The organism is Ideonella sp. A 288 (genome assembly GCF_002198735.1).
Taxonomy (GTDB): Bacteria; Pseudomonadota; Gammaproteobacteria; order Burkholderiales; family Burkholderiaceae_C; genus Pseudaquabacterium.
In genome coordinates this window covers 89,385-115,564 of sequence record NZ_MWLO01000134.1, presented here as the reverse complement: position 1 = coordinate 115,564, position 26,180 = coordinate 89,385, and the positions used below count along the sequence as shown (strand labels likewise).

At 69.4% G+C, this 26,180-nt stretch carries 20 protein-coding genes and 1 tRNA gene; 5 read left to right on the top strand and 16 right to left on the bottom strand.

From position 1 onward, the window contains the following. From EOINJALH_RS19090 to EOINJALH_RS19080, 3 genes are all read right to left on the bottom strand, one after another. Positions 1–1,958: pseudouridine synthase (locus EOINJALH_RS19090; RefSeq protein ID WP_088282993.1), on the bottom strand; the 1,958-nt coding region annotated here is incomplete at its 3' end. Beyond that, a complete protein-coding gene (gene scpB, locus EOINJALH_RS19085; RefSeq protein WP_088282967.1) occupies positions 1,955–2,722 on the bottom strand; it encodes an SMC-Scp complex subunit ScpB in 768 nt (255 codons plus the stop codon). The genes scpB and EOINJALH_RS19090, both read right to left, overlap by 4 nt. A 220-nt stretch (positions 2,723–2,942) precedes the next feature. Next, complete coding sequence (locus tag EOINJALH_RS19080; RefSeq protein WP_088282964.1) at positions 2,943–3,947, bottom strand: RluA family pseudouridine synthase; 1,005 nt, start codon at positions 3,945–3,947, stop codon at positions 2,943–2,945. A 65-nt stretch (positions 3,948–4,012) separates the two neighbouring features. Here EOINJALH_RS19080 and EOINJALH_RS19075 point away from each other — a divergent pair, with 65 nt between their 5' ends. Further along, positions 4,013–4,813, top strand: a complete 801-nt coding sequence (locus tag EOINJALH_RS19075) for an outer membrane protein assembly factor BamD (RefSeq protein ID WP_255407131.1) — start codon at positions 4,013–4,015, stop codon at positions 4,811–4,813. Between the two features lie 81 nt (positions 4,814–4,894). Here EOINJALH_RS19075 and EOINJALH_RS19070 read toward each other — a convergent pair whose 3' ends face one another. Next, a complete protein-coding gene (locus tag EOINJALH_RS19070) occupies positions 4,895–6,874 on the bottom strand; it encodes an ATP-dependent DNA helicase (RefSeq protein ID WP_088282960.1) in 1,980 nt (659 codons plus the stop codon). Then, positions 6,874–7,095: a YdcH family protein gene (locus EOINJALH_RS19065; RefSeq protein WP_088282958.1), complete on the bottom strand. Its 222-nt coding sequence runs from the start codon at positions 7,093–7,095 to the stop codon at positions 6,874–6,876. The genes EOINJALH_RS19070 and EOINJALH_RS19065 overlap by 1 nt, the downstream gene beginning before the upstream one ends. A gap of 27 nt (positions 7,096–7,122) precedes the next feature. Between EOINJALH_RS19065 and EOINJALH_RS19060 the strand changes: the two genes are divergently transcribed. Next, positions 7,123–7,893 carry a PP2C family serine/threonine-protein phosphatase gene (locus EOINJALH_RS19060; RefSeq protein WP_088282956.1) on the top strand — a complete coding sequence of 257 codons (771 nt, stop codon included), beginning with the start codon at positions 7,123–7,125 and terminating at the stop codon, positions 7,891–7,893. Between the two features lie 51 nt (positions 7,894–7,944). Here EOINJALH_RS19060 and EOINJALH_RS19055 read toward each other — a convergent pair whose 3' ends face one another. The 5 genes from EOINJALH_RS19055 to EOINJALH_RS19035 all read right to left on the bottom strand — a co-directional run bounded on the left by EOINJALH_RS19055 (position 7,945) and on the right by EOINJALH_RS19035 (position 15,533). Next, positions 7,945–8,637 (bottom strand): hypothetical protein, encoded by a 693-nt coding sequence (locus EOINJALH_RS19055; RefSeq protein WP_088282954.1) that lies wholly within the window; start codon positions 8,635–8,637, stop codon positions 7,945–7,947. A gap of 5 nt (positions 8,638–8,642) precedes the next feature. Next, positions 8,643–9,743: a cell division protein ZapE gene (gene zapE / locus EOINJALH_RS19050; protein WP_088282952.1), complete on the bottom strand. Its 1,101-nt coding sequence runs from the start codon at positions 9,741–9,743 to the stop codon at positions 8,643–8,645. Positions 9,744–9,859: 116 nt separating this feature from the next. Then, complete coding sequence (gene lpdA, locus EOINJALH_RS19045) at positions 9,860–11,287, bottom strand: dihydrolipoyl dehydrogenase (RefSeq protein ID WP_088282950.1); 1,428 nt, start codon at positions 11,285–11,287, stop codon at positions 9,860–9,862. A gap of 11 nt (positions 11,288–11,298) precedes the next feature. Further along, positions 11,299–12,561 carry a 2-oxoglutarate dehydrogenase complex dihydrolipoyllysine-residue succinyltransferase gene (odhB, locus tag EOINJALH_RS19040; RefSeq protein ID WP_088282948.1) on the bottom strand — a complete coding sequence of 421 codons (1,263 nt, stop codon included), beginning with the start codon at positions 12,559–12,561 and terminating at the stop codon, positions 11,299–11,301. Between the two features lie 113 nt (positions 12,562–12,674). Beyond that, positions 12,675–15,533, bottom strand: a complete 2,859-nt coding sequence (locus EOINJALH_RS19035; protein WP_088282946.1) for a 2-oxoglutarate dehydrogenase E1 component — start codon at positions 15,531–15,533, stop codon at positions 12,675–12,677. A gap of 683 nt (positions 15,534–16,216) precedes the next feature. Here EOINJALH_RS19035 and EOINJALH_RS19025 point away from each other — a divergent pair. Next, positions 16,217–17,791: an ABC transporter substrate-binding protein gene (locus tag EOINJALH_RS19025; RefSeq protein WP_088282941.1), complete on the top strand. Its 1,575-nt coding sequence runs from the start codon at positions 16,217–16,219 to the stop codon at positions 17,789–17,791. 180 nt (positions 17,792–17,971) lie between these two features. On the opposite strand, the gene EOINJALH_RS19020 is transcribed toward EOINJALH_RS19025, so the two are convergent. The 6 genes from EOINJALH_RS19020 to EOINJALH_RS18995 all read right to left on the bottom strand — a co-directional run bounded on the left by EOINJALH_RS19020 (position 17,972) and on the right by EOINJALH_RS18995 (position 24,307). Next, a complete protein-coding gene (locus EOINJALH_RS19020) occupies positions 17,972–19,219 on the bottom strand; it encodes an amidohydrolase family protein (protein ID WP_234413926.1) in 1,248 nt (415 codons plus the stop codon). A gap of 4 nt (positions 19,220–19,223) precedes the next feature. Then, complete coding sequence (locus tag EOINJALH_RS19015) at positions 19,224–20,186, bottom strand: nitronate monooxygenase family protein (protein WP_088282939.1); 963 nt, start codon at positions 20,184–20,186, stop codon at positions 19,224–19,226. A gap of 102 nt (positions 20,187–20,288) precedes the next feature. Then, entirely contained in the window at positions 20,289–22,079 is a 1,791-nt protein-coding gene (locus EOINJALH_RS19010; RefSeq protein ID WP_088282937.1) for an acyl-CoA dehydrogenase, read from the bottom strand. Between the two features lie 226 nt (positions 22,080–22,305). After that, complete coding sequence (locus tag EOINJALH_RS19005) at positions 22,306–23,238, bottom strand: electron transfer flavoprotein subunit alpha/FixB family protein (RefSeq protein WP_088282935.1); 933 nt, start codon at positions 23,236–23,238, stop codon at positions 22,306–22,308. Position 23,239: 1 nt separating this feature from the next. Beyond that, positions 23,240–23,989 (bottom strand): electron transfer flavoprotein subunit beta/FixA family protein, encoded by a 750-nt coding sequence (locus EOINJALH_RS19000; RefSeq protein WP_088282933.1) that lies wholly within the window; start codon positions 23,987–23,989, stop codon positions 23,240–23,242. Between the two features lie 226 nt (positions 23,990–24,215). Beyond that, positions 24,216–24,307, bottom strand: a tRNA-Leu gene (locus tag EOINJALH_RS18995). Between the two features lie 232 nt (positions 24,308–24,539). Between EOINJALH_RS18995 and gspG the strand changes: the two genes are divergently transcribed. Both gspG and EOINJALH_RS18985 read left to right on the top strand, forming a co-directional pair. After that, positions 24,540–25,055, top strand: a complete 516-nt coding sequence (gspG, locus tag EOINJALH_RS18990; protein ID WP_088282931.1) for a type II secretion system major pseudopilin GspG — start codon at positions 24,540–24,542, stop codon at positions 25,053–25,055. Further along, a complete protein-coding gene (locus EOINJALH_RS18985) occupies positions 25,052–26,173 on the top strand; it encodes a type II secretion system F family protein (protein ID WP_088282929.1) in 1,122 nt (373 codons plus the stop codon). The genes gspG and EOINJALH_RS18985 overlap by 4 nt, the downstream gene beginning before the upstream one ends. The last annotated feature ends 7 nt before the right edge of the window (positions 26,174–26,180 follow it).

The window sequence follows — 26,180 nt, the reverse complement described above, 5'->3', positions numbered from 1 at the left end:
CCGCGACCACCCCCACCACCGCCATTGCCCTGGAACTTGCGCACGAAGGCATCGGCACCGATGTAGCCGAGCGAGGTCTTCATCGGGTCGGGCTGGCCGCCCTGCCCGCCGCCCTGGCCACCGCGCTTGCCATGGGCATCGCCGAAGCCGCGGGGCTTCTGCACGAAGCGCTTGTCGTAGGTCTGCTCGAGCGGGTTCGGGATCGGGCCGTCCTCGGAGTACTCGCGGCGCGGCTGCCGCGCCTCGCGGATCGCCCGCTTGTCGAAGGTCTGCTGCAGCGGATTCGGGATCGGACCGATGTCATCCATCGGATCACGGCGGGGCGGCGGCGCGTCCGAGCGGTCGACCGCACGGTCGGCCACGCGCTCGACCACTCGGTCACCGCCACGATCGGCACCGCGTTCGGGCCGGTCGGGGCGGTCCGGCCGATCGGGTCGGTCGCCACGACCGCGGCGGCGGTTGCGGCGCGCCTTGCCACCGGCTTCTTCGGCCGGCGGACCCTGGCGCTGCGGCTGGGCGTCGCGCGGGCCGGCGGCGAGGCGGCGCACCTCGCGCACCTCGTGCTCGCTCAGGTCGACCCAGACCCCGCGCTTGAGTCCGCGCGGCAACACGACACAGCCATAGCGGATGCGGATCAGGCGGCTCACGCCCAACCCGACGCGGTCGAACAACTTCCGCACCTCGCGGTTGCGGCCCTCGGTGATGACCACGCGGTACCAGCGGTTGGCGCCTTCGCCGCCGCCGTCCTCGATGGACTTGAACGCCGCGCGCTGACCTTCGACCTCGACGCCCTCGAGCAGCTTGGCGCGCTGCTCGGCATCGAGCGAGCCGAGCACGCGCACGGCGTACTCGCGCTCGACGCCGAAGCGCGGGTGCATCAGCTGGTTGGCCAGGTCACCGGAATTGGTGAACAGCAGCAGGCCTTCGGTGTTGATGTCGAGCCGCCCCACCGATTGCCACTTGCCGTGCGGCAGGCGCGGCAGCCGACGGAACACCGTGGGGCGGTTCTGTGGGTCGTCGTGCGTGACCACCTCGCCCACCGGCTTGTGGTACGCCAGCACGCGGGCCAGCGGCGGCGCAATGCGCAGCTTGACCAGGCGGCCGGACACCTTGACCTGGTCGCCGTAGGAGATGCGCTGGCCGACATGCGCCGGCTGGTCGTTGACGGTGACCTGCCCGTCCTCGATCAGTTGCTCCATGTCGCGGCGCGAGCCGATGCCCGACTGGGCCAGCAGCTTGTGCAGCTTGGGCGCATCGGGCTCGGCGGCCAGCACGCGGCGCTCGGGCAGTGCCTCGGGCTCCTCGACGGGCTCGGACTCGGGCAGCGCGTCGTAGTCGCCGGACAGCACGGCCGCGAAGGTTTCGCCGGCATCGACGGGCACCACGGGCTCAGGGTCTCGGCGCGGCGGTGCATCGGCGCGCTCACCGGAGCCTGCGGGCATGCCGTCAGCGGCACCCTCGCCACCCGCGGCAGCCACGGTCTCGCCGTCGCCGCGACGGCCGCGGCGGCGGTTGCGCGGGCGGCGCGGTGCATCGCCCTCGGCACCTTCCGGCGGCGCGGATGCTCGATCGCCGGCGTCTTCGGCAGGCCTCTCGGCGCTCTCCGCCACGGGAACGACCGCCTCGGTGGCCACTGTCTCGATCAGCGGTTCCACACGAGCGTCCGCGGGCATGGCCACGGGCTCTGCGACGGGCGCGATCGGCAGTTCGACCGCCACGGCGGCCTCTGCCGCAGCGGCAGGCACCGCCACCTTGCGCGTGCGGCGCGGCTTGGGTGCCACCGCGGCCTCGGCGGCGGGCGGCACGTCGGCGGCCATCTCTGTGGCGGCGACTGTCACTTCGGGTGCCTCGGCGGCCACCACCGCAGCCGCCTTTCGACGCCTCGGCTTGGGCGCCGGGGCGACGCCAGACTCTGGATTCAGTTCAGGCTCGGGCGTGTCTTGGTCGTGCGGGTTCATGCTGGCGCGTCGGGTGATGATTCGAGGGTCTCGGAGGGCGATGCGGCAAGCGATGCCGCGGCGGTGTCGTCGGACAGGCGTTCGGCAACGTCGCCGGGCGCAGGGGGAACGGGTGCTTCGATGGGTTCGGCGGCAGCTTCAGCCGGAAGCGCGACGTCGTCGTCGGCATCGGTGGGCAGGGGCAGCGCGACCTGGGTGTCGTCGGCCGCTGCCAGCAGCGAGGGCTGGGCGAAGTCCATCGCCTCGGCCGACGGCGTGCCGTCGAGGGGCGGCAACTGGTCCAAGCTGGCCAGGCCGAGGTCGTCGAGGAACTGCCGCGTGGTGGCATACAGCGCCGGGCGGCCGGGCGACTCGCGGTAGCCGATGGCATCGATCCAGCCGCGGTCTTCGAGTTGCTTGACGATCTGGGTGCTGACGGTGACGCCCCGGATGTCTTCGATGTCGCCCCGCGTCACGGGCTGGCGATAGGCAATGATGGCCAGCGTTTCCATCGTGGCGCGCGAGTACCGCGGCGGCCGCTCGGGGTGCAGGCGGTCGAGGTGTTTGCGCATCTCGGGCCGGCTCTGGAAGCGCCAGCCGCTGGCCAGCGCGACGAGTTCAACGCCGCGGCCGTCCCAGTCGCGGCACAGTTCGTCCAGCAGGCTGCGGATCGTGTCCAGGCCAACCTGATCGTCGAACAGGGTCCGCAGGTCGCGCAGGGGCAGCGGTTGCTGTGCGCAGATCAAGGCGGTCTCGAGGACGCGTTTGGCATCCGAAGTGTTCATGAACCTCTGTTCAACAGGCCCTCGTGGGGGCCAAAGGCGGGTTGGGCCTCGGGAGGGGCAGCCGATTCCGGCCGCTGGGATCCGTCAGGTGTCGAGCCGGGCATCAGGCCGGCAGCCATCGCAGCGCGGTCAGCACCTCGAAGTGCGGGACGGCGCGTCGGGCTGCGGGACCCGCCAGGAGGTGTTCGTCACCCCCGGCGCCACGCAGCGTCGCGGCTATTCACGCCGATTGTAGCCCCATGCCGGCTGGAAAGCCCTCGGCATCGATGGGCCAGGCCTGGAGCAGGTCAGCCGGCAGCGGCGAATGGAAGACCATGGGCCGCCCGTCCACCGGGTGCTCGAAGGCCAGCTCGGTCGCATGCAGGGCCTGTCGCAGCAGGCCGCGCAGGGGCCGGCCACCGTACAGCGCATCGGCCACCAGGGGGAAGCCGCGGTGCGCCAGGTGCACCCGGATCTGATGGGTGCGGCCCGTGTGCAGCCGGCACCGAAGCGCCGTCACGCCGTCGGTGGCCAGCAGCCGGGCGACATCGGTGCGCGCGGGCTTGCCCGAGGCCACCACGGCCATGCGCAAGCGCGAGCCGGGGTCCCGACCGATCGGCGCATCGATCGAGGCCTCAGCCCACTTCACCTCGCCCACCACCAGGGCGAGGTAGATGCGGCGCACCTCGCGGTCGGCGATGCGGCGCACCAGGCCCGTCATGGCCGGCAGCGTCTTGGCCACGACCATCAGGCCGGTGGTGTCCTTGTCCAGGCGGTGCACGATGCCGGCCCGCGGCAGCATGCGGGCGCCGGCATGGTGGGCCAGCAGGCCGTTGAGCAGCGTGCCCGACCAGTGCCCGGCGGCCGGGTGCACCACCAGCCCAGCGGGCTTGTCCACCACCAGCAGATGCTCGTCCTCGTAGACCAGGTTCAGCGCCATGGCCTCGGGCCGGAAGGCCAGGCTCTGTGCCGTGGGCACCAGTTCCAGGTCGATGCGCTGGCCGACCTTCAGCTTGCGCGACGCCGCGGTCTGCACCACGCCGTCGACCTGCGCGTGGCCGCGCTCGACCAGGCCCTGCAGGTGGCTGCGCGAGAACTCCGGCGCCATGATCACCAGGCGATGGTCCAGGCGCTGGCCGTGGCCATCGGGGGGCACCACCGCGTGGCGCCACTCGTGGGCGGCGTCGTCGGGGTCGTCCGCGTCGGCGGCCGTGGGGTCGAGCACAGCGGTGGCAGGGGGGCACATTAGAATCGGCCGATCCGAAAAGTTGCGAGGAACGACGCTGGCGCCTGCGCCTGCGTTCGAGATCGATGAGCCCATTTCAGCATGTTCGCCCCTGGGCCCTGGTAGCCAGCGCGATGATCGCAGGCCTGGTCGGCTGCAGTTCGACGCCGAAGGTCGACGACGACAGTGCCGAGAAATTGTATGCAGAGGCCCGCGACGACCTGAACGCCGGCAGCTACGACAAGGCCATCAAGGCCCTCGAGCGCGTCGAGGGCCGTGGCGCGGGCACGCTGCTCGCGCAGCAGGCCATGCTCGACCTGGCCTATGCGCAATGGCGCACCAGCGAGCGGGTGCAAGCCATCTCAACACTCGATCGCTTCATCAAGCTCTACCCGTCGAGTCCGGCGATGGACTATGCGCTGTACCTCAAGGGCGCGGTCAACTTCAACGACAACCTGGGCATGCTCAGTGCCGTCTCGCGGCAGGACTTGTCCGAGCGCGACCAGCAGGCCTCCCGCGACGCTTTCCAGGCCTTCAAGCAACTCGTCGAGCAGTACCCTGATTCGAAGTACAGCGCCGATGCGCGGCTGCGCATGGACTACATCGTCAACTCGCTGGCCGAGTACGAGGTGCATGTGGCGCGCTACTACTACCGGCGCGGCGCGTTCCTGGCCGCCGCCAACCGCGCCCAGCAGGCGGTGCGCGACTACCAGCAGGCGCCCGCCACCGAAGAGGCGCTGTACATCCTGGCCGTCAGCTACGACCGGCTGGGCCTGACACAGTTGCGCGACGACGCCGACCGCGTGCTGAAGGGCAACTTCCCGTCCAGCCGCTACCTGCGCGATGGGGTGCGGGTGCCCGAGCGGGCCTGGTGGCAGTTCTGGTGAGGGGCTGAGCGCCCAGGGCGGCGCACGCCTCGGCGTCTGCCCCGCAGGCGCACCCGGTGCGCGGCGATCGGCGTGTCGAATTCAGTGCGCCGCCGCGAGTTCGTCCAGCCAGGCCATCGCATCGTCCTCGGTGTCGAGCGCGCCCATCGCGGGCAGCGCCTGGCGAAGCCGGCGCCCATAGGCCATCTGCCGCAGGCGCGGATCGGCGATCACCAGCAGGCCGCGATCGGTCTCGCTGCGGATCAATCGGCCGGCCCCCTGCTTCAGCGAGATGGCCGCCTCGGCCAGGAAATAGTCGTTGAAGGCATCGCGCCCGGTGCGCTCGAGCTCGCGCGTGCGCGCCTGCACCAGCGGATCGCTCGGCGGCGGGAAGGGCAGCTTGTCAATGATCACGCACTGCAGCGCCGCGCCGGGGATGTCGATGCCTTCCCAGAAGCTCTGCGAGCCCACCAGCACGCTGCCCGGCGTGTCGAGAAATCGTTGCAGCAGGCTGCGCTTGGGGTGGGTGCCCTGCACGAGCACCTGCAAGACTGCGCCCTGCGCAGCCGCCTCGGCCTGCAGAGCCTCGGCGATCAGCGGCAGCACGCGCAACGTGGTCGTCAGCACGAACGTGCGGCCGCCCAGTCGCCCGGCCAGACGGGCCGCCAGCGCACCCACGGCCGCGGGGTGGCCCGCTTCGTTGGGCTTGGGAAAGCGCGGCGGCACCCAGGTGCGCGCATGCGCCGCATAGTCGAACGGACTGCCCACGCGCAGCTTGGCGGCGTCCTCCAGCGCGGCGGACTCGCAAAACCACTGCAGGTCGTCGTCGGTGCCCAGCGTGGCCGAGGTGAAGATCCAGGCCCGCGAGGCCAGTGCACGCTGCTCGACGAACAGGTCGCGGATGTCCAGTGGCGATTCGATCAGCCGCGCGTCGCGCGGGCCGAGGTCGATCCAGCGCACACGTTGCGCCGGGGTGTCCTCCGCAAAGGCCTCGGCGAGCTTGAGCAGCGCCTGGGCGCGTTCGCGCAGTCGACCGAAGTCGGGGGCGACGGCCTCGACCACGGCCAGGCCCTCGCCCACGGCCGCCGCGGCCTTCACCACCTGCTGCAGGGCCGGCATCAGCTCGCCGCTGGCGGCGCGCTCGTCCCAGCGCAGGCGGATCACGCCGCGCGGTTCGCGCAGCGGGCCGGCGCAGGCCAGGCGCAGCTGGCGTGCGGCCTGGTCGAGCGCCCCGGCCAGGTCCTGCCAGGGACCGAGTCCGCGGGCCAGGCTGAGGCCCGCCGCCAGCAGATCCCTGGCCAGATCGATCAGCTGCGCCGCAGCCAATGTCGAGGCGACGAACTGCAAGCCGGTCTCGACGAGCTGGTGGGCCTCGTCGAACACCACCACGTCGGCGCTGGGCAGCAACTCGGCCACACCGCTGTCGCGCAGGCTCAGGTCGGCAAAGAAGAGGTGGTGGTTCACCACCACCAGGTCGGCAGCCATGGCCTCGCGACGCGCATGCACGACGTGGCACTCGCGGAACTTCGGGCATTCGCTGCCCAGGCAGTTGTCGCGCGTGGACGTGACCAGCGGGATCACCGGCGAACGGTCGTCCAGGCCCTCGATCTCGGCCAGGTCGCCGTTGGTGGTGCCCACCGCCCAGGACTCCACCCGCGCCAGCGCGCGCACCGCGAAACGATCGGGCAGCGTGGCCGTCTCGCGGGCGGTGGCCAGCCGGTGCAGGCACAGGTAGCTGGATCGGCCCTTGAGCAGCGCGATGCGCACGGGCAGCTTCAGCGCATCGCGCAGCCGCGGCAGGTCGCGCATGAAGAGCTGGTCCTGCAGGCTCTTGGTGGCCGTGCTGACGATGGCGCGGCGCTGCGACAGCAACACGGGCACCAGGTAGGCGAAGGTCTTGCCGACGCCGGTGCCGGCCTCGGCCACCAGGGTGTGGCGATGCTCGATCGCCAGCGCCACGGCCTGTGCCAGCTGCTGCTGCACCTCGCGCTCGACGAACCCTGCATCGTTCTCGGCCAGTGCGCCGGCCGGGCCGAGCGCTTGCCGGGTGGCCTGCGCCAGCGCGCTCTGGTCCGCAGGCATCAGGCGGGTTCGGGGGGATCGAGCTCGGCAGCCAGGCGGGCGATCTGGTCGCGCAGCATCAGCCGCCGCTTCTTCAGGCGGCGCAGCGCCAGTTCGTCGATGGGGGAGACCTCGACCGCGCGGTCGATGAGATTGTCGAGATCGGCATGCTCGATGCGCAATTCGATCAACTGACGGTCGGGCGACCGCAAATTCGGCACATCTGGATCGGCAGGTTGCATGGCGGCTTGAGTTTATAGTCAGGCGCAATGAGCGCGCTCCCTACTTCGCCCTACCGGCTGGTTGCCACGACGGCGCTGCACCGCGGTGACCGCACCTACCAGCAAGACCAGGTCGACATCATCGCCCACAGCCGCGTACAGGGTTGCCTGCTGGCCGTGCTGGCCGACGGGATGGGCGGCAAGAGCGGCGGCCGAAAGGCCTCTGACCAGGTCATCCTCACCGCTCACCAGCTGTTCGACCGCTACCTCCCGGCCAAGGACGACCCCGCCGAGGCGCTACGGCAACTGGTGAACGAATCGCACCTGATGATCAAGCTCACGGCCATCACCGCCGAAGAAGAGCCACACAGCACGATCGCCGCGTTCCTGTTGAGCCCCAACCTGTCGTGCGACTTCGTGCACGCCGGCGACTCGCGGGTGTACCACTTTCGCGGCGCCGATATGGTGTCTCGCACGATGGACCATTCGTACGTGCAACGCCTGATCGACGAAGGCAAGATCAGCGAAGAGCAGGCCAACACCCACCCGCAAGCCAACCTGCTGACCGGCTGCCTGGGCACGCAGGCCGACCCGCCGTTGACGCTGGGGCGCATCGACCGCCTGTTGCCCGGCGACACCCTGCTGTGCTGCAGCGACGGCCTGTGGCACTACTTCAGCCCGCGCGAACTGGGCGCCACCGTGCAGGCTTTGCCCCCGCGCGAATCGAGCGAGTTGCTGGTCTCGAAAGCCCGGCAGCGGGCTCGAGGCGGCGGCGACAACCTGTCGCTGGCCATGTTGCGGGTCGAACCCCTCGGTTGAAGTGCACCGGCCGGCACCGCGCACTACAGCGTGCCGGTTCGGCGTGCCAGCTCAGCGAACCGGCCGGGCGGCCGACGCAGCAGCCGATGCAGACAGCGGCACGGGCACGATCGACGGCACGGGCAGCCCGGCCGCGGGTGGGCGGGTGCGGTCGCGGGCCGCATTGCGCTCGAGCACCTTGTCCCGATGCTGCTGGGCCTCGAGGCGCCGGCGCTCGGCCTGTTGGGCCCGCTCCGCGCGGGCGGCCTCGGGCTCCTTGAGGACCATCGACGACCGTTGCCGCTGAACCGCAGCCGATGCCGGCGGCGAGGCGGCGGCCGCCTCGCTCGCCCGGCTTGCCGCGCTGGCCCGCGCCGAGGGCTGCGATGCGGCCGACTTTGGCGCTCGCGGCGATGGGGGGTCGCTGGCCTGGCGGGCATCGGCGGCGGAGGTCTTCGATTCGATGGCCTGCAACCGCCGCGCGGCACGTTCCTTCCGACGGGCGTCGTCCAGCACCAGTTCCTCGTGGCGCAGGCGGTCGAGGGCCTCGCGCCGGTCGGTGCGCGCCCGGTCGAGGCAGGCGTTGCTGGCGAAGACGGCGGCACAGGCGGCCACGGCGGCCTGGTGCCGCGCTTCGACCTCGCGCCGCTCCTGCCGGATGCGCTCGGTCTGCACCGGATCCACCGGCTGCTGGGCCGCCACCGGATTCATCGACGCCGCGATGGCGCAGGCCGTCAGCGCCAGGATCGACGAGAGGTGTCGCATGGCGTTCAGGTGATGCCGGTGTCCACCTCGCGGCGGTCCTGCGCCAGGTACTCGGCCGACTGCATCTCCTGCAGCCGCGACACGGTGCGCGGGAACTCGTGGGCGAGCGGACCTTCGGTGTAGAGCTGATCGGCCGGCACCGCGGCCGAGACGATCAGCTTGACGCGGCGGTCGTACAGCACATCGACCAGCAGGGTGAAGCGACGCGCCTCGCTGGCCAGGCGCGGCGGCATCTGCGGCACGTTGGACAGCACGACGGTGTGGAACTGCTGGGCGATCTCGAGGTAGTCGTTCTGCGAGCGCGGGCCGCCACACAGCGTGCGGAAGTCGAACCACACCACGCCGCCGGCGCGCCGCACGGCACGCAGTTCGCGGTGCTCGATGTGCAGCACGGGGCTCTCGTCGCGGGCCTCGGCCAGTTCGGTGAAGGTGCGCTCGAGCTCGGCCTCGGCGGCTTCGCCCAGCGGCGAGTGGTACATCTGCACCTGCTCCATCGTGCGGGCGCGATAGTCGGTGCCGGCATCGACGTTGATGACCTCGAGCCGGCTCTTCAGCAGCTCGATGGCGGGCAGGATGCGGTCGCGGTGCAGGCCATTGGGGTACAGGCCGTCGGGGTGGAAGTTGGACGTGGTGACGATGGACACCCGGTTGGCGAACAGCGCGTCGAGCAGCCGGTGCAGGATCATCGCGTCGGTGACGTCGGCCACGTGGAATTCGTCGAAGCAGATCAGCCGAAAGCGCCGCGCGATGCGCCGGCCCAGTTCGTCGAGCGGGTTCTGCACGCCCTTGAGATCCTGCAGTTCGCGGTGCACCTCGCGCATGAACTCGTGGAAGTGCAGCCGGGTCTTGCGCGTCAGTGGCACGGCCTGGAAGAAGCAGTCCATCAGGAAGCTCTTGCCGCGGCCGACGCCGCCGAACATGTACACCCCGCGCGGGATCGGCGGGCGCACCAGCAGCTTGGTCACGGCATTGGCACGACGCGCCTTGTAGGCGGCCCATTCGTCCTGGCAGCGCTGCAGCGCCGCAACAGCGTTCAGCTGGGCCGGGTCGCTGTGGTAGCCGCGTTCGCCCAGGGTCTGGTGGTAGAGCTCGGTGACGGAGGTCATGCGCTCGCAGGGGTGGTCGGGACGCCGATGTGCCGGGTTCGGATGCGACGAGGGGCGGCCTGTGGTGCCGCCCCTCGTCATTGTCGCCGACCGAATCCGGCCGGCTGCGCCGCGGCTCAGAAGTTGAGCGTGCGCTTGTCGACGGCCAGGGCCGCTTCCTTGGTCGCCTCTGACAGCGACGGGTGGGCATGGCAGATGCGGGCGATGTCCTCGGCCGAGGCCTTGAACTCCATCGCCACCACCGCCTCGGCGATCAACTCGCTGGCAAACGGCCCGACGATGTGCACGCCCAGGATCTCGTCGGTCTTGGCATCGGCCAGGAACTTGACGAAGCCGGTGGTGTCGCCCAGAGCCCGCGCACGGCCGTTGGCCAGGAACGGGAACTGGCCGGCCTTGTAGGCGCGGCCCGAGGCCTTGAGCTGCTGCTCGGTCTGGCCCACCCAGGCGATCTCGGGCGAGGTGTAGATGACCCACGGGATCGTGTCGAAGTTGACGTGCCCGTGCTGGCCGGCGATGCGCTCGGCCACGGCCACGCCTTCTTCCTCGGCCTTGTGCGCGAGCATCGGGCCGCGCACCACGTCACCCACCGCCCAGACATTGGGCAGGTTGGTGCGGCACTCGCCGTCGACGACGATGGCGCCGCGCTCGTCGAGCTTCAGGCCCACCGCGTCGGGGTTCAGGCCCGTGGTGTTGGGCACGCGGCCGATCGAGACGATGAGGCGTTCCACGTCGAGCGTGACGGCCTCGCCCTTGGCGTTGGCATAGGCCACCGAGACGCCCTTCTTCGAAGTCTTGACCTCGGAGATCTTGACGCCGAACTCGAACTTCAGGCCCTGCTTGGTGAAGGCCTTCAGCGCCTCCTTGGCCACGCCCTCGTCGGCCGCGCCCAGGAAGCCCGGCAGGGCTTCGAGGATCGTGACCTCGGCACCCAGGCGGCGCCAGACCGAGCCCATCTCGAGGCCGATCACGCCCGAGCCCACGACGCCCAGCGTCTTGGGCACGGCACCGATGCGCAGCGCACCGTCGTTGGACAGGATACGGTCCTCGTCGAAGGCCGCGCCGGGCAACTGGCGCGCATTCGAGCCGGTGGCCACGATGACGTGCTTGCCGGTGATCGACTCCTCGGCGGCGCCGCTCACGGTCAGCTCGTAGCCGGCCTCGACGGCCTTCGCGAACGCGCCGCGGCCGTGGAAGAACGTGACCTTGTTCTTCTTCAGCAGGTACAGGATGCCGTCGTTGTTCTGCTTCACGACGGCGTTCTTGCGGCCGACCATCGTGGCCACGTCCATCTTCAGGTTCGACAGCGTGATGCCGTGGTCGCCGAAGTGGTGCGCGGCCTGCTCGTAGTGCTCGGACGACTGCAGCAGCGCCTTGGACGGAATGCAGCCGACGTTGGTGCAGGTGCCACCGGGGGCGGGGCCGCCCTTGTCGTTCTTCCACTCGTCGATGCAGGCGACGCTGAAGCCGAGTTGCGCGGCGCGGATGGCGGCGATGTAGCCGCCGGGTCCGCCGCCGATGACGATGACGTCGAATTGCTTGCTCATCGTCTTCTCGCTCAGATGTCGAACAACAGACGGGCCGGATCTTCCAGCGCGTCCTTCATCGTGACCAGGCCCAGCACGGCCTCGCGGCCGTCGATGATGCGGTGGTCGTACGACATCGCCAGGTAGTTCATCGGACGCACCACGACCTGGCCGTTCTCGACCACGGCGCGGTCCTTGGTGGCGTGCACGCCCAGGATGGCCGACTGCGGCGGGTTGATGATGGGCGTGGACAACATGCTGCCGAAGGTGCCGCCGTTGCTGATCGAGAACGTGCCGCCGGTCAGCTCTTCGATGCCGAGCTTGCCGTCCTTGGCCTTGTTGCCGAACTCGGCGATCTTCTTCTCGATGTCGGCAAAGCTCATCTGGTCGGCATTGCGGATCACCGGCACCACCAGGCCGCGCGGCGAACCGACCGCGATGCCGATGTCGAAGTAGCCGTGGTAGACGATGTCGTTGCCGTCGACGGACGCGTTGATCACGGGGTACTTCTTCAGGGCTGCGACCGCGGCCTTGACGAAGAAGCTCATGAAGCCGAGCTTGACACCGTGTTCCTTCTCGAACTTGTCCTGGAACTTCTTGCGCATCTCCATCACCGGGGCCATGTTGACCTCGTTGAAGGTGGTCAGGATGGCGTTGGTGGACTGCGACTGCACCAGTCGCTCGGCGATGCGGGCGCGCAGGCGCGACATCGGCACGCGCTGCTCGGGGCGGTCACCCAGGTTCATCGCGGGCGGTGCGGCCACGGCCGGCAGCGGCTTGGCCGCGGCAGGTGCCGGCGCGGCAGGCTTGGGTGCCGGTGCCGGGGCAGCGGCCCCAGCGGCCACGGCTCCGAGCACGTCGCCCTTGGTGACGCGGCCATCCTTGCCGGTGCCGGCGACGGAACCGCTGGCCAGGTTGTTGTCGGCCATCAGCTTGGCGGCGGCGGGCATGGCCACGCCGGCCTTGCTGCCACCGGTGGCGGCGGCAGCCGCGGGGGCCGCAGCCGGAGCGGCTGCGGCGGGTGCCGCGGCCGGGGCGGCGGCGGAGGCCTTGCCTTCGGGATCGATGCGCGCGATCACCTGGTCGCTGACCACGGTGCCGCCGTCGGCCACCACCAGTTCGGCCAGCACGCCGGCGGACGGCGCCGGCACTTCGAGCACGACCTTGTCGGTCTCGATCTCGATGAGGATCTCATCGATCGCCACGGCGTCGCCGGGCTTCTTCTTCCATTGCAGCAGGGTGGCTTCGGCCACCGACTCGGACAGCTGCGGAACCTTGACTTCTACGATTGCCATGATGTTTCTCGGTGCGTGTTCTGGATGCCGCGCGGGTGGGGCCGGCGCCTCGGCGCCGGCCGCTCACCCGCACCCCGGCCCGGCGCACTGCGCACGGGCCTGGAGGCGACTGGTCATTTGGACAGGACGAAACCCTTGAGCTTGGCGTAGGCCTGCTCGAGCAAGGCCTTCTGCTGCTCCTGGTGCAGGTGCGCATAGCCCACCGCCGGCGAGGCCGACGCGGGGCGGCCGGCGTAGCCGAGCTTCTGCCCTTCCTGCATGTTCTCGTGGATGTAGTGCTGCACGAAGAACCAGGCGCCCTGATTCTGCGGTTCGTCCTGGCACCAGACCACATCGGTCAGGTTGGGATAACGCTTGAGTTCAGCGGCGAACGCCTTGTGCGGGAACGGGTACAGCTGCTCCACGCGGATGACGGCCGTGTCGTAGGACTTCTTCTCTTCGCGCTTCTTGACGAGGTCGTAGTACACCTTGCCCGAGCAGGCGATGATGCGCTTGACCTTGTCGGCCACGATCTCGGGGTTCTGCTCGGTGATCACCGTGCGGAACTCGCCCTTGGTGAATTCGGTCAGCGGCGAGGTGGCGTCCTTGTTCCGCAGCAGCGACTTCGGCGTCATGATGATCAGCGGCTTGCGGAACATGCGCACCATCTGCCGGCGCAGCACATGGAAGATCTGGCTGGCCGAGGTCGGCTGCACGATCTGCATGTTGTTGTCCGCGGCCAGCTGCATGAATCGCTCGAGGCGAGCCGAGCTGTGCTCGGGGCCCTGGCCTTCATAGCCGTGCGGCAGCATCAGCGTGATGCCGTTGGCACGGCCCCACTTCACTTCACCCGAGGCGATGAACTGGTCGATCACGACCTGCGCACCATTGACGAAGTCGCCGAACTGGCCTTCCCAGATGGTCAGCGTGTTGGGCTCGGCGCTGGCGTAGCCGTACTCGAATCCCAGCACCGCCTCTTCGGACAGGATGGAGTCGATGACGACGAAGGGCGCCTGGTTGTCGGCGATGTGTTCCAGCGGCGTGTAGATGCCGGTGTCCCACTTCTCGCGGTTCTGGTCGTGCAGCACGGCATGGCGGTGCACGAAGGTGCCGCGGCCACAGTCTTCGCCGGACAGGCGCACTGCATAGCCGCTGGCCACCAGGGAGGCATAGGCCAGGTGCTCGCCCATGCCCCAGTCGACATTGATCTCGCCTCGGCCCATCGCGGCGCGGTCGGCGATGACCTTCTCGACCAGCGGGTGGGCCTTGAAGCTGGTGGGGATGGTGGTGACGCGCTCGGCCAGGCGCTTGATCTCGGACAGCGGCAGGGCCGTGTCGGCGGAGTCCGTCCACTTCTTGCCCAGGTACGGCGACCAGTCGACGGCGTACTTGCTCTTGAAGTTGGTGAGCACCGGGTCCATCGTGTGGCGGCCGGCGTCGAAGGCAGCGCGCAGTTCCTTGACCATCAGGTCGGGGCCGTCCTCGGGCAGCACGTTCTGCGCCACGAGCTTCTCGCCATACAGCCGGCGCGTGCCCGGGTGCTGGGCGATCTTCTTGTACATCAGCGGCTGGGTGAGCGCGGGGGTGTCCTGCTCGTTGTGGCCCAGCTTGCGGAAGCAGATGATGTCGACGACCACGTCCTTGTTGAACTGCTGGCGATAGTCGAGTGCGATCTGGGTGCACAGCACCACGGCTTCGGGGTCGTCGCCGTTCACGTGCAGCACCGGGGCCTCGATCATCTTGACGACGTCGGAGCAGTACAGCGTGGAGCGGCTGTCGCGCGGGTCGCTGGTGGTGAAGCCGATCTGGTTGTTGATCACCAGGTGCATGGTGCCGCCGGTGTAGTAGCCGCGCGTCTGCGCCAGCGCCAGCGTCTCCATCACGACACCCTGGCCGGCGAAGGCGGCGTCACCGTGCACCAGCACGGGCAGCACCTGCGCGCCGGTCTTGTCGCCGCGGCGTTCCATGCGCGCCTTGACCGAGCCCTCGACCACCGGGTTGACGATCTCGAGGTGCGAGGGGTTGAAGGCCAGGCTCAGGTGGAGCGGGCCGCCGGGGGTGGTGATGTCGCTCGAGAAGCCCTGGTGGTACTTGACGTCACCGGACGGCAGGTGCTCGGGCGCGGTGTGGTCGAACTCGGCAAACAGGTCCTTGGGCATCTTGCCCAAGGTGTTGACCAGCACGTTCAGGCGGCCGCGGTGGGCCATGCCGATGACCATCTCCTGCACGCCCTTGGCACCGGCGCGCTGCACCAGTTCGTCCATCGACGCGATGAAGCTCTCGCCGCCTTCGAGCGAGAAGCGCTTCTGGCCGACGTACTTCGTGTGCAGGTAGCGCTCGAGGCCTTCGGCCGCGGTGAGGCGGTCGAGGATGTGCTTCTTCTCGTCGATACTGAAGCTGGGCTTGCTGCGGATGGATTCGAGCCGCTCCTGCCACCAGCGCTTCTCGGTGGGGTCGGTGCAGTGCATGAACTCCGCACCGATCGAGCCGCAATAGGTTTCGCGCAGCGCCTGCAGGATCTCCCGCAGGCTCATGTTCTCGGCCTTGCTGAAGTAGGTGTTCGCGGCGCTGAACGTGATGTCCATGTCGGACTCGGTCAGGTCGTAGAACGCCGGTTCCAGTTCGGGGATCTTGGCGCGCTCGGTGCGCTTGAGCGGATCGAGGTCGGCCCACCGCGAACCGAGGAATCGGTAGGCTGCGATCAGCGACTGCACGTGCACCTGCTTGCGCGCCACCGCCAGGTCGGCGGAACTGGCCTTCAGGGCAAAGGCATTGGCCTTGGCACGCTGAGCGAACGATTCGACGACCGGCGCGTGGGCCACGTCGCGTGCTTCCGAGCCATCGGTGGCCGGAACGTTCTGCAGGTTGTCGAAGTAGGTGCGCCAGTTGTCGGGCACGCTGCCGGGGTTGTCGAGGTAGGCCTCGTAAAGCTCTTCGACATATGGGGCATTGCCCCCGAACAGGTACGAGTTGGACCTGTATTGCTGCATCATCGCTCGCTCACCTTTTACCCCGGTTTCCAGGGCTTCGATGGGTTGATCAACCTTCCGCGGCCCGGCTTCACCGGTTGGCGGATTGCGACCCGCCTTGCTCTTGTCTCGGACAGCAAGGGGACACGAAAGGAACGGTCTCTTCAGGCGCGGGACTTTATCACTCTTGCCCTGTTGCCCCGCCGGTGGATTACACACCGGCAACCCTTCTAATTTCCTGACAGCACGGCATCGGCGCGGCACAAACTGTGCGCTCGATGGACGCTCGAATCATCCACCTGCACCCCGCGGCGCCCCCCAAGCCGGCCGAGGGTGCGCCCTGCAACGGCTGCGGCGTCTGCTGCACCTGGGCGCCCTGCCCTGCCGGCGTGCTGCTCAGCCGCCGGCGCCACGGCGCCTGTGTCGCGCTGCGCTGGCACGACGCGGGGACGCACTACCGATGCGGGCTGGTGCAGGCACCCGCCGAGGTGCTGCCGTGGCTGCCTGCCTGGGCTGCAGACGCCCTGTCGCGGGGCGCACGACGATGGATCGCCGCAGGCACAGGCTGCGATTGCGACCTGGTGGCGCAGCACGGCGCACCCAGGGGCGCTGCGAAGGCTGACCCCGCTGCGGGGTAATCCTCTGCGCCCGCACGGGCGGATGCGGCTAGCATCCCCAGCCTTCGCCTTCCTCTAGGAGTCTCGTCGATGAAACCCAGGTTCATGTTGGCCAGCGCCGTGGTACTGGCCGGATTGGCCCTTTCGCCGGTGCATGCCACCACGCTGCGGTGGGCCGCACAGAACGACATCCTGACGCTCGACCCGCATTCACAGAACCACGCCACCACCAACGCCATCCTGCAGCACGCCTACGAGGGCCTGACCCGCTACAACGCCAAGTACGAGGTGGAGCCGGCGCTGGCCACCAAGTGGACGCAGATCAGCCCCACGCAGGTGCGCTTCGAACTGCGCAAGGGCGTCAAGTTCCACGACGGCTCGCCCTTCACGGCCGACGACGTGATCTTCTCGTTCGGCCGCATCAAGCAGCCGGCCGGCACGATGAGCATCTACGTGACCGGCATCACCGAGATCCGCAAGGTCGACGACCACACGGTCGACTTCATGCTGAGCGGGCCGAACCCGATCCTGCTGCGCAACATCGCCGACTTCTTCATCATGAGCAAGTCGTGGTCGGAGAAGAACAAGACGACCAACGTGCAGGACTACAAGGCCAAGGAAGAGAACTTCGCCTCGCGCAACGTCAACGGCACCGGCACCTACCGCATCACCGGCTGGACACCCGACCAGCGCGTCACGATGACGATCAACAAGGACGGCTGGGACAAGCCCGCCGGCAACGTCACCGAGGTGGTGTACACGCCGATCAAGGCCGATGCCACCCGCGTGGCCGCCCTGCTGTCGGGCGACGTCGACATGGTGACCGACCTGCCCACGCAGGACGTGGCGCGCCTGCGCGCCGACCCCAAGCTGGCCATCCTCGACGGCCACGAGGTGCGCACCATCTTCGTGGCACTCGACCACTTCAATCCGGAGCTCAAGTACTCCGACGTGAAGGGCAAGAACCCGTTCAAGGACAAGCGCGTGCGCGAGGCACTGAACATCGCCATCGACCGCGAGGCCATCAAGCGCGCCACCATGCGCGGGCTGTCCATGCCGGCGGCCATCATCGTGGCGCCCGGCGTCAATGGCCATTCACCCGACATCGACCAGCCGCTGAAGCCCGATCCCGAGAAGGCCAAGCGCCTGCTCGCCGAGGCCGGCTATCCGAACGGCTTCGAGTTCCAGCTGAACTGCCCCAACAACCGCTACGTCAACGACGAGGAGATCTGCCAGAACCTCGTGTCGATGTGGGCGCGCGTGGGCATCAAGACCAAGCTTGCGGCCGAGGGCATGGCCACCTTCATCCAGAAGGTGCAGAACTTCGACACCTCGGCCTACCTGCTGGGCTGGGGCGTGGCGACCTACGACGCGCAGTACTCGCTGCAGTCGCTGATCCGCACCCGCACCACCGGCGCCGACGGCAACTTCAACTTCGGCCGCATCAGCGATGCCAAGGTCGACCAGCTGGTCGACGCCATGAAGACCGAGACCGACGTAGCCAAGCGCAATGCGCTGATCCGCGAGGCCCTGGTGCGCACCCGCGACGAGCACCTGACGGTGCCGCTGCATCACCAGCTGCGCCCCTGGGCGATGAAGAAGAGCGTCGAGACGGTGCACCGCTCGGACGACCGCCCGTCGGCGCGGTTCACGTCGGTGAAGTGACCGCAGCCACGGCAATCCGCTGAGCCCGGCCGCTGTGCGGCCGGGGTGCCGGCGACACGGTGAGCGGGCCCTTCGGGGCCCGCGTTCGTTTCAGTACCGCCCGGCCGGTCCGACGGTCATCAGCGCCCCCTCGGGGGGCCGCGAGCGACGTGAGCGTGGGTGTTTCACGTCAGGCCGGTGCTACAGGCTGCTGCGCACCGTGCGCCCGGCCTGCATGAGCAGGCGGATGCCGGTGTCGGGCCGCGTCAGCATCGACAGCTCGGCCGTCGGGTCGCCGTCGACCACCAGCAGGTCGGCCCAGGCGCCCGGCACCAGTTCGCCGATCTGCCCTTGCTGGCGCATCAGGCGCGCCGCCTCGATGGTGGCCCCCTGCAGCGCCTGCACCGGCGTCATCGCCTGCAGGCGCAGGTCGAACTCGCCGTTCTGCCGGTGGTGCATGTGGCCGAGCAGGTCGGTGCCGAAGACCACCGGCACGCCCTCGGCCATCGCGATGCGCACCGACTCGATGCCGCGCGCGGCCACGCGGTCGAGCTTGTCGAGCATGGCGGCCGACCAGCCCAGCCGCTGCCCTTCGTCGGCCAATGCGGCGTAGGTGGACAGCGTGGGCACCAGGTAGGCGCCGTGGGCCTTCATGACGCGGGCCGTGGCCTCGTCGATCAGGTTGCCATGCTCGATCGAACGCACGCCACTCTGCACCGCGCGGGTGACAGCCCGCGGCGAGTAGGCGTGCGCCATCGCGTACAGGTTGGCGGACTCGGCCTCTTCGCAGGCGGCGCGCAGTTCGTCGAGCGAGAACTGCGTGCCCTCGAGCGGGTCGGTCGGGCTCGAGATGCCGCCGCCGGCCATGATCTTGATCTGGTTGGCACCGTTGCGAACCTGCTCGCGCACCGCGCGCCGCACCTCGCCCACGCCGTCGGCGATGGCGCCGATCAGGCCCAGCCCGGCACAGGAGCAGAACATCTCGCGCGTGCGCACACCCTTGGGCCGCATGTCGGCATGGCCGCCGGTCTGCGAGATCGGGAACCCGGCGATGAACAGGCGCGGGCCTTCGAACAGGCCGCGCTGCACGGCCTCCTGCAGGCCGAAATCAGCCCCCGCGGCGTCGCGCACCGTGGTGAAGCCGCGGTGCAGCATGTCGCGCAGGATGCGGCTGCTCTCGGCCACCACCAGCGACGGCGTCTGCAGCGCCAGCGACACCAGGTCGTGCGACGAGGCGATCACGTGCACATGGGCGTCGATGAGGCCCGGCAGCACCACCCGGCCCCCGGCGTCGATGCACTCGGCATCGCCGACCGTGACGGGTTCGGCCGTGACGGCCGCGATGCGATCGCCATCGATGACGATCGTCGACGCTGCGCCCACCACGCCCCGCGCACTGTCGAAGGGGCGGGCGTTGACGATCGCCCGCCGCCGCATCGGCGCACCCATGGCGTCAGCGGCCGGCGCAGACGCGCTGGCGGGCCTCGTCGTACTCGCGCTTCAGGCGCGCGATGAGCTGGCCCGCCGGCATCACCTGGTCGACGGCACCGATGCCCTGGCCGCAGCCCCAGATGTCCTTCCAGGCCTTCTTCGAGCCCTCGCCACCGCCGAAGCTCATCTTGCTGGCGTCGCTGACCGGCAGGTTGTCAGGGTCGAGCCCGGCCTTGACGATCGAGCCGCGCAGGTAGTTGCCATGCACGCCGGTGAACAGGTTGCTGTAGACGATGTCGTCGCTGCTCGAGGCCACGATCATCTGCTTGTAGTCATCGGCCGCGCGGGCCTCGTCGGTGGCGATGAAGGCCGAACCGATGTAGGCGAAATCAGCGCCCATGGCCTGGGCGGCCAGCACCGCGCCACCGGTGGCGATGCTGCCCGACAGCGCCAGCGGGCCGTCGAACCATTCGCGGATCTCCTGCACCAGCGCAAACGGGCTGCGCGTACCGGCATGGCCGCCCGCGCCCGAGGCCACGGCGATCAGGCCGTCGGCGCCCTTCTCGATGGCCTTGTGCGCGAAGGCGTTGGTGATGATGTCGTGCAGCACCACGCCGCCCCAGCTGTGCACCGCCTCGTTGATGTCGGTGCGCGCGCCCAGGCTGCTGATGACGATGGGCACCTTGTACTTGGCGCACACCTGCATGTCGTGCTCGAGCCGGTCGTTCGTCTTGTGCACGATCTGGTTGATCGCGAACGGCGCCGCCGGCTGCTCGGGGTGGTCGCGGTTCCAGGCCGCCAGCGTCTCGGTGATCTCGGCCAGCCACTCGTCCAGCTGCGAGGCCGGCCGTGCATTCAGCGACGGCATCGAGCCGACGACGCCGGCCTTGCACTGCTCGATCACGAGCTTGGGGTTGCTGATGATGAACAGCGGCGAACCGATGATCGGCAGCGGCAGCTTGGACAGCACGGCGGGCAGGGGCACAGGCAACTCCAGGGCGGTTGAACGGTGGCGGCCAGTGTGCGGCGGGTGCCGCCGCGGCCACTATCACGCGGGGGACAGGGACGGTCGGCCCGACGCTGCCGGTCAGAACGCGTCGAGCGGCATCGCGGTGACGCTGTCTGCGCCCACCACGATGCTGTCGCGCAGGCCGGGTGCCTTGCTCAGCACATGGTCGGCGTAGAAGCGCGCGGTGACGATCTTGGCGCGCATGAAGTCGGCGTCGTGCCCGGCCGCCAGCTGCTCCTCGGCCACGATCAGCGCCCGGGCCATCTGCCAGCCCGCCACCACGTTGCCCGCCAGCATCAGGTAGGGCACGCTGCCGGCATAGACGGCATTGGGGCTGGCGCGCGACTGGTCGCAGACGAAGTCGACCACGTCCAGCAGCGCCTGGCGACCGGCGGCCAGGCGCAGGCGCATGGCCTTGCATGCCTCGCTGCCGCGCGCGACCAGGGCCTGCTCGGTGGCCTCCATCTGGCCGGCGATCGCGCGCGCCACGGCGCCGCCATCGCGCGAGGTCTTGCGGCCGACCAGGTCGTTGGCCTGGATCGCGGTGGTGCCTTCGTAGATCGTCAGGATCTTGGCGTCGCGCAGGTACTGCGCCGCACCCGTCTCCTCGATGTAGCCCATGCCACCGTGCACCTGCACGCCCAGCGAGGCCACGTCCAGGCTCATCTCGGTGGAGTAGCCCTTGATCAGCGGCACCAGGAACTCGTAGAAGGACTGGTTCTGCTTGCGCACCGATGCGTCGGGGTGCGCGTGCGACGCGTCGTAGGCCGCCGCGGCCACCAGCGCCATGGCGCGGCAGCCCTCGGTGAGCGCGCGCATGGTCATCAGCATGCGGCGCACGTCGGGGTGGTGGATGATCGCCGCCGCGGCGGGCAGCGAGCCATCGACCGGCCGGCTCTGCACGCGGTCGCGGGCGTACTGCACGGCCTTCTGGTAGGCCCGCTCGGCCACGCCGATGCCCTGCATGCCCACGCCATAGCGGGCGGCGTTCATCATCACGAACATGTACTCGAGGCCACGGTTCTCCTGGCCGATGAGCTGGCCCACCGCACCGCCGTGGTCGCCGAACTGCAGCACCGCGGTGGGGCTGGCCTTGATGCCCATCTTGTGCTCGATGGACACGCAGTGCACGTCGTTGCGGGCGCCCAGCCGGCCTTCGGCATCGACCATGAACTTCGGAACGATGAACAGCGAGATGCCCTTCACGCCCTCGGGCGCGCCGACCACCCGCGCCAGCACGAGGTGGACGATGTTCTCGGCCATGTCGTGCTCACCGTAGGTGATGAAGATCTTGGTGCCGAACAGCTTGTAGGTGCCGTCGGGCTGCGGCTCGGCCCGCGTGCGCACCATCGACAGGTCGGAGCCCGCCTGCGGCTCGGTGAGGTTCATTGTGCCGGTCCAGCGTCCGTCGATCAGGCGCGGGATGAACAGCGCCTTCTGCGCATCGCTGCCGGCGGTGAGCAAGGCCTCGATGGCGCCGTCGGTCAGCAGCGGACACAGCGCAAAGCTGACGTTGGCGCCGTTGGCCATCTCGACGCAGGCCGAGTGGATCAGCTTGGGCAGGCCCTGGCCGCCGAACTCGGTCGGGTGGTGCAGACCCTGCCAGCCGCCCTCGGCGTACTGGCGGAAGGCTTCCTTGAACCCCGGGGTCGTGGTCACCACGCCGCCGGCAAACGACGACGGGTTGCGGTCCCCGTCGATGTTGAGCGGCGCGATCACGCCCTCGTTGAGCTTGGCGCATTCCTCGAGCACGGCCGCGGCGGTGTCGTAGCCAGCGTCTTCGTTGCCGGGCAACGCGGCCACGGCGTCGATGCCGGCCAGTTCCTTCATCACGAACAGCATGTCCTGGACGGGGGCGCGATAGCTCATGGTCGATCTCCGGATGGCACAAGGGCGCCGTTCACGGCGCCCTTCAGGTTCGCACAGGCGCCGGTCACGGCGCCCTTCGGGTTCGCACAGGCGCCAGTCACGGCACCGTTCGGGATGCACAGGCGCCGGTCACGGTGCCCTTCGGTGAGCACAGGCGCCGGTCACGGCACCTGTCTCGAATCGCAAAGGCGCCGAGGTCGACGCCTTCAATCTCGTGGCGCTGCGGTCAGAGGCTTTTCACCAACTCCGGCACGGCCACGAACAGATCCGCCTCGAGGCCGTAGTCCGCGACGCTGAAGATCGGCGCCTCGGGGTCCTTGTTGATGGCCACGATGACCTTGCTGTCCTTCATGCCGGCCAGGTGCTGGATCGCCCCCGAGATGCCGGCCGCGATGTACAGCTGCGGCGCCACGATCTTGCCCGTCTGCCCCACCTGCCAGTCGTTGGGCGCGTAGCCCGCGTCGACCGCCGCGCGGCTGGCCCCGAGTGCGGCCCCCAGCTTGTCGGCCAGCGGCTCGAGCACCTCGTTGAACTTCTCGCTGCTGCCCATCGCCCGGCCGCCCGAGACGATGATCTTGGCCGCGGTCAGCTCCGGCCGGTCGCTCTTGGCGATCTCGCTGCCCTGGAACACCGTGCTGCCGGTGTCGGGCGTGGCAGAGATTGTTTCCACGGCTGCGCTGCCGCCGCTGGCCGCCGCCGGGTCGAAGCCGGTGGTGCGCACGGTGACGACCTTGGTCGCGTCCAGGCTCTGCACCGTGGCAATCGCGTTGCCAGCGTAGATCGGGCGCTCGAACGTATCCGCTGCGATCACCTTGGTGGCGTCGCTGATCTGCGCCACGTCCAGCAGTGCGGCCACGCGCGGGGCGATGTTCTTGCCGCTGGCCGTGGCCGGGAACAGCAGGTGGCTGTAGCCCGGGGCGACGGCCACCACCTGCGCCGCGACGTTCTCGGCCAGGCCGTGCTCGAAGCCGGGGGCCTCGGCATGCAGCACCTTGGCCACGCCAGCGATCTGCGCGGCCGCCTGAGCGGCGGCGCCGGCGTTGTGGCCGGCGATGAGCACGTGCACGTCGCCGCCACACTGCAGCGCAGCGGTGACGGTGTTGAGGGTGCCGCCCTTGACGGTGGCGTTGTCGTGTTCGGCAATGACGAGCGTGGTCATGTCAGATCACCTTGGCTTCGTTCTTGAGCTTGGCCACCAGGGTGGCGACATCGGGCACCTTGACGCCAGCGCCGCGCTTGGGCGGCTCGCTGACCTTCAGCGTCTTGATGCGCGGGGCCACGTCCACGCCCAGGTCGGCCGGCTTGACCACCTCGAGCGGCTTCTTCTTGGCCTTCATGATGTTGGGCAGCGTCACGTAGCGCGGCTCGTTCAGCCGCAGGTCGGTGGTGATGACCGCGGGCAGGCTCAAGCTCAGCGTCTCGGAGCCGCCGTCGACTTCGCGGGTGATTCGCGCACGCCCGTCGGCGATCTCCACCTTGCTGGCGAAGGTGGCCTGCGGCAACCCGGCCAGCGCGGCCAGCATCTGCCCGGTCTGGTTGCAGTCGTCGTCGATGGCCTGCTTGCCCAGGATGACCAGGCCAGGCTGTTCCTTCTTCACCAGGGCGTTGAGCAGCTTGGCCACGGCCAGCGGCTGCAACTCATCGGCGCACTCGACCAGGATCGCCCGGTCCGCGCCGATGGCCATCGCCGTGCGCAAGGTCTCCTGGCACTGGGTGACGCCGCACGACACCGCGATCACCTCGGTGACCACGCCCTTCTCTTTCAGTCGCACCGCCTCTTCGATCGCGATCTCGTCGAAGGGGTTCATGCTCATCTTGACGTTGGCAATGTCAACGCCCGTGCCGTCGCTCTTGACGCGCACCTTGACGTTGTAGTCGACGACCCGTTTCACGGGCACCAGAACCTTCATGGGGACTTGCTCCTGGGTGTTTGAATTGACGTTTACGTTAACCGACGATTCTAGTGTCGACCCTGCAGGTCGAACACCCCGCCGCACGAAAAAAGAACGATCGTGCGATTCTACGTTGCCCCTGGGGGTGGATGGGGGCATGCCACCGGGGTGGCAGCGATCGGAGCCTGCAGCAGCTACAGGGCCATCGGGCCATCGGGCCATCGAACCATCGGGCCGTGTCGCCTGGTGCCCGGAGCGGGGCTCGAACCCGCATGCCCTCTTCCGAGTGGCGGCGGATTTTAAGTCCGCTGCGTCTGCCGATTTCGCCATCCGGGCGCCGCCGCATTATGGGCGCGCGTCCTGATCCATGGCCCTTCGTCCCGCCGGTGAGCGCGGGCGGCCGATGGGGTCCGACGCGCCGCCAACCTTGTCGTGAATCAATTGGTGACATTCCGCACACGAGCCTTTCACGGCCTCGCGCGGGTCCTCCACCTGAGGGGGCAAACCGCAGCGCACGCTGCCGTATCGTCTGCGTTGCTGAAGTTCGGGGCGCCACGGAAGTGAGGGCATGAGCACACGGCCAGGCTGGCGACAAGCGCGCGATGCAGGGTGCCGGACTGTTGCCACCGGCGCAGCGTTCCATCTCGGCCGGGCGCCACGGGCCGGCACGCACCCCGCGGCGGTTCGCGGATTTACCTTGTTCGAGTTGTTGATCGTGTTCGTCATCCTGGGGTTGCTGGCCGGAATCGTTGCGCCCCGCTTCATCGAGCGGCAGTCGCGCTCCGTGCGCCAGGCGGCCCAGGCCCAGATCGAACTCATCGCCAAGGCGCTCGACCAGTACCGGTTCGACACCGGGCACTACCCTGACCCGGGACATGGCCTGGCCGCGCTGTCCCAGCGGCCGGACGGCGTGCGCGGGTGGCGTGGCCCCTACCTGACCCGACCGGTGCCGCCGGACCCCTGGGGCCGGCCCTACCGCTACCAGCGTCCGGGCAACGGCGCCCCGGCGTTCGAGGTCCGCAGCCTGGGCGCCGACGGCCTCGAAGGCGGCCAGGGCGACGACGCCGACCTCGCCGCGCGATGAGCCGCCCCGCCCCGCACCCGTCGATCGACGACCACGGCGAACTCGGCCCCGTCGCCGTCGCCCTGGCATCGCCTTCCTCGTCCGGCCGAAGTGCCCGCATCGACACGGCGCTGTTCGCCGAAAGCCTGGCGGCCCTGCTCGAGGCCGGCCTGCCGGTGCTCGATGCGCTGCGCACGCTGGGCCAGCGCGCGGCATCGCCGGCGATGGCGGCGATGGTGGGAGAACTCGACCGGGCGTTGCGCGAAGGCCTGAGCCTGTCGGCCGCCCTGGCCCAGCGGCGCGACGTGTTCGGCGACGTGATCGTGGCCCTGGTGCAGAGCGCCGAGCGCACGTCCAACCTCGGCGAAAGCCTCACCCGCTACAGCGCCGACCTGCGCGCCCAGCAGGCCATGCGGCGGCGCGTGCTCGGCTCGGCCCTGTACCCGGCGGTGGTGGTGTCGGTGGGCCTGCTGGTGATCGGCTTCCTGCTCGTGTACGTGGTGCCGCGCTTCGCCGAGATGGTGCTGCACAGCGGTGTGCACATCTCGCCGGCCAGCCGCTGGCTGCTGGAACTGTCGTCCGCCTTGCACCGCGGCCGCGCGGTCACCGTGGTCGTGCTGGTGGCACTGGCGGCGCTGCCGGCGCTGACCTTCGGCACGGCCGCCGGCCGCCGCCTGCTCGGCCGGTCGCTGGCACGGCTGCCGGCCTGGGGCCGCACGGTGCGCGAGTACCACCTGGCGCGCTTCTTCACCAGTGCGTCGCTGCTGCTGCGCGGCGGGCTGACGGCGGTGCGGTCGATCGAACTGGCCACCGACGTGCTGGACGGCCCCGACCGCGACCGCATGCGCGGCGTGGTGGCGCGGCTCACCTCGGGCCAGGACGTGGCGGGTGCGCTCGCCGCCGAAGGCATCGACGACCACCTGGTGCTGCGCCTGGTGGAGGTGGGCCAGCGCAGCGGCACGCTGGCGCAGCAGTTCCAGCGCATCGGGGCCTTGCTCGAGATGGAGGTCTCGCGCCGCATCGACTGGGCGACGCGCCTGTTTGAGCCGCTGCTGATGCTGGTCATCGGCCTGGTCATCGGCGCCATCGTCGTGCTGATGTACGTGCCCATCCTCGAACTGGCCACGGCCATCGAATAGACCGACC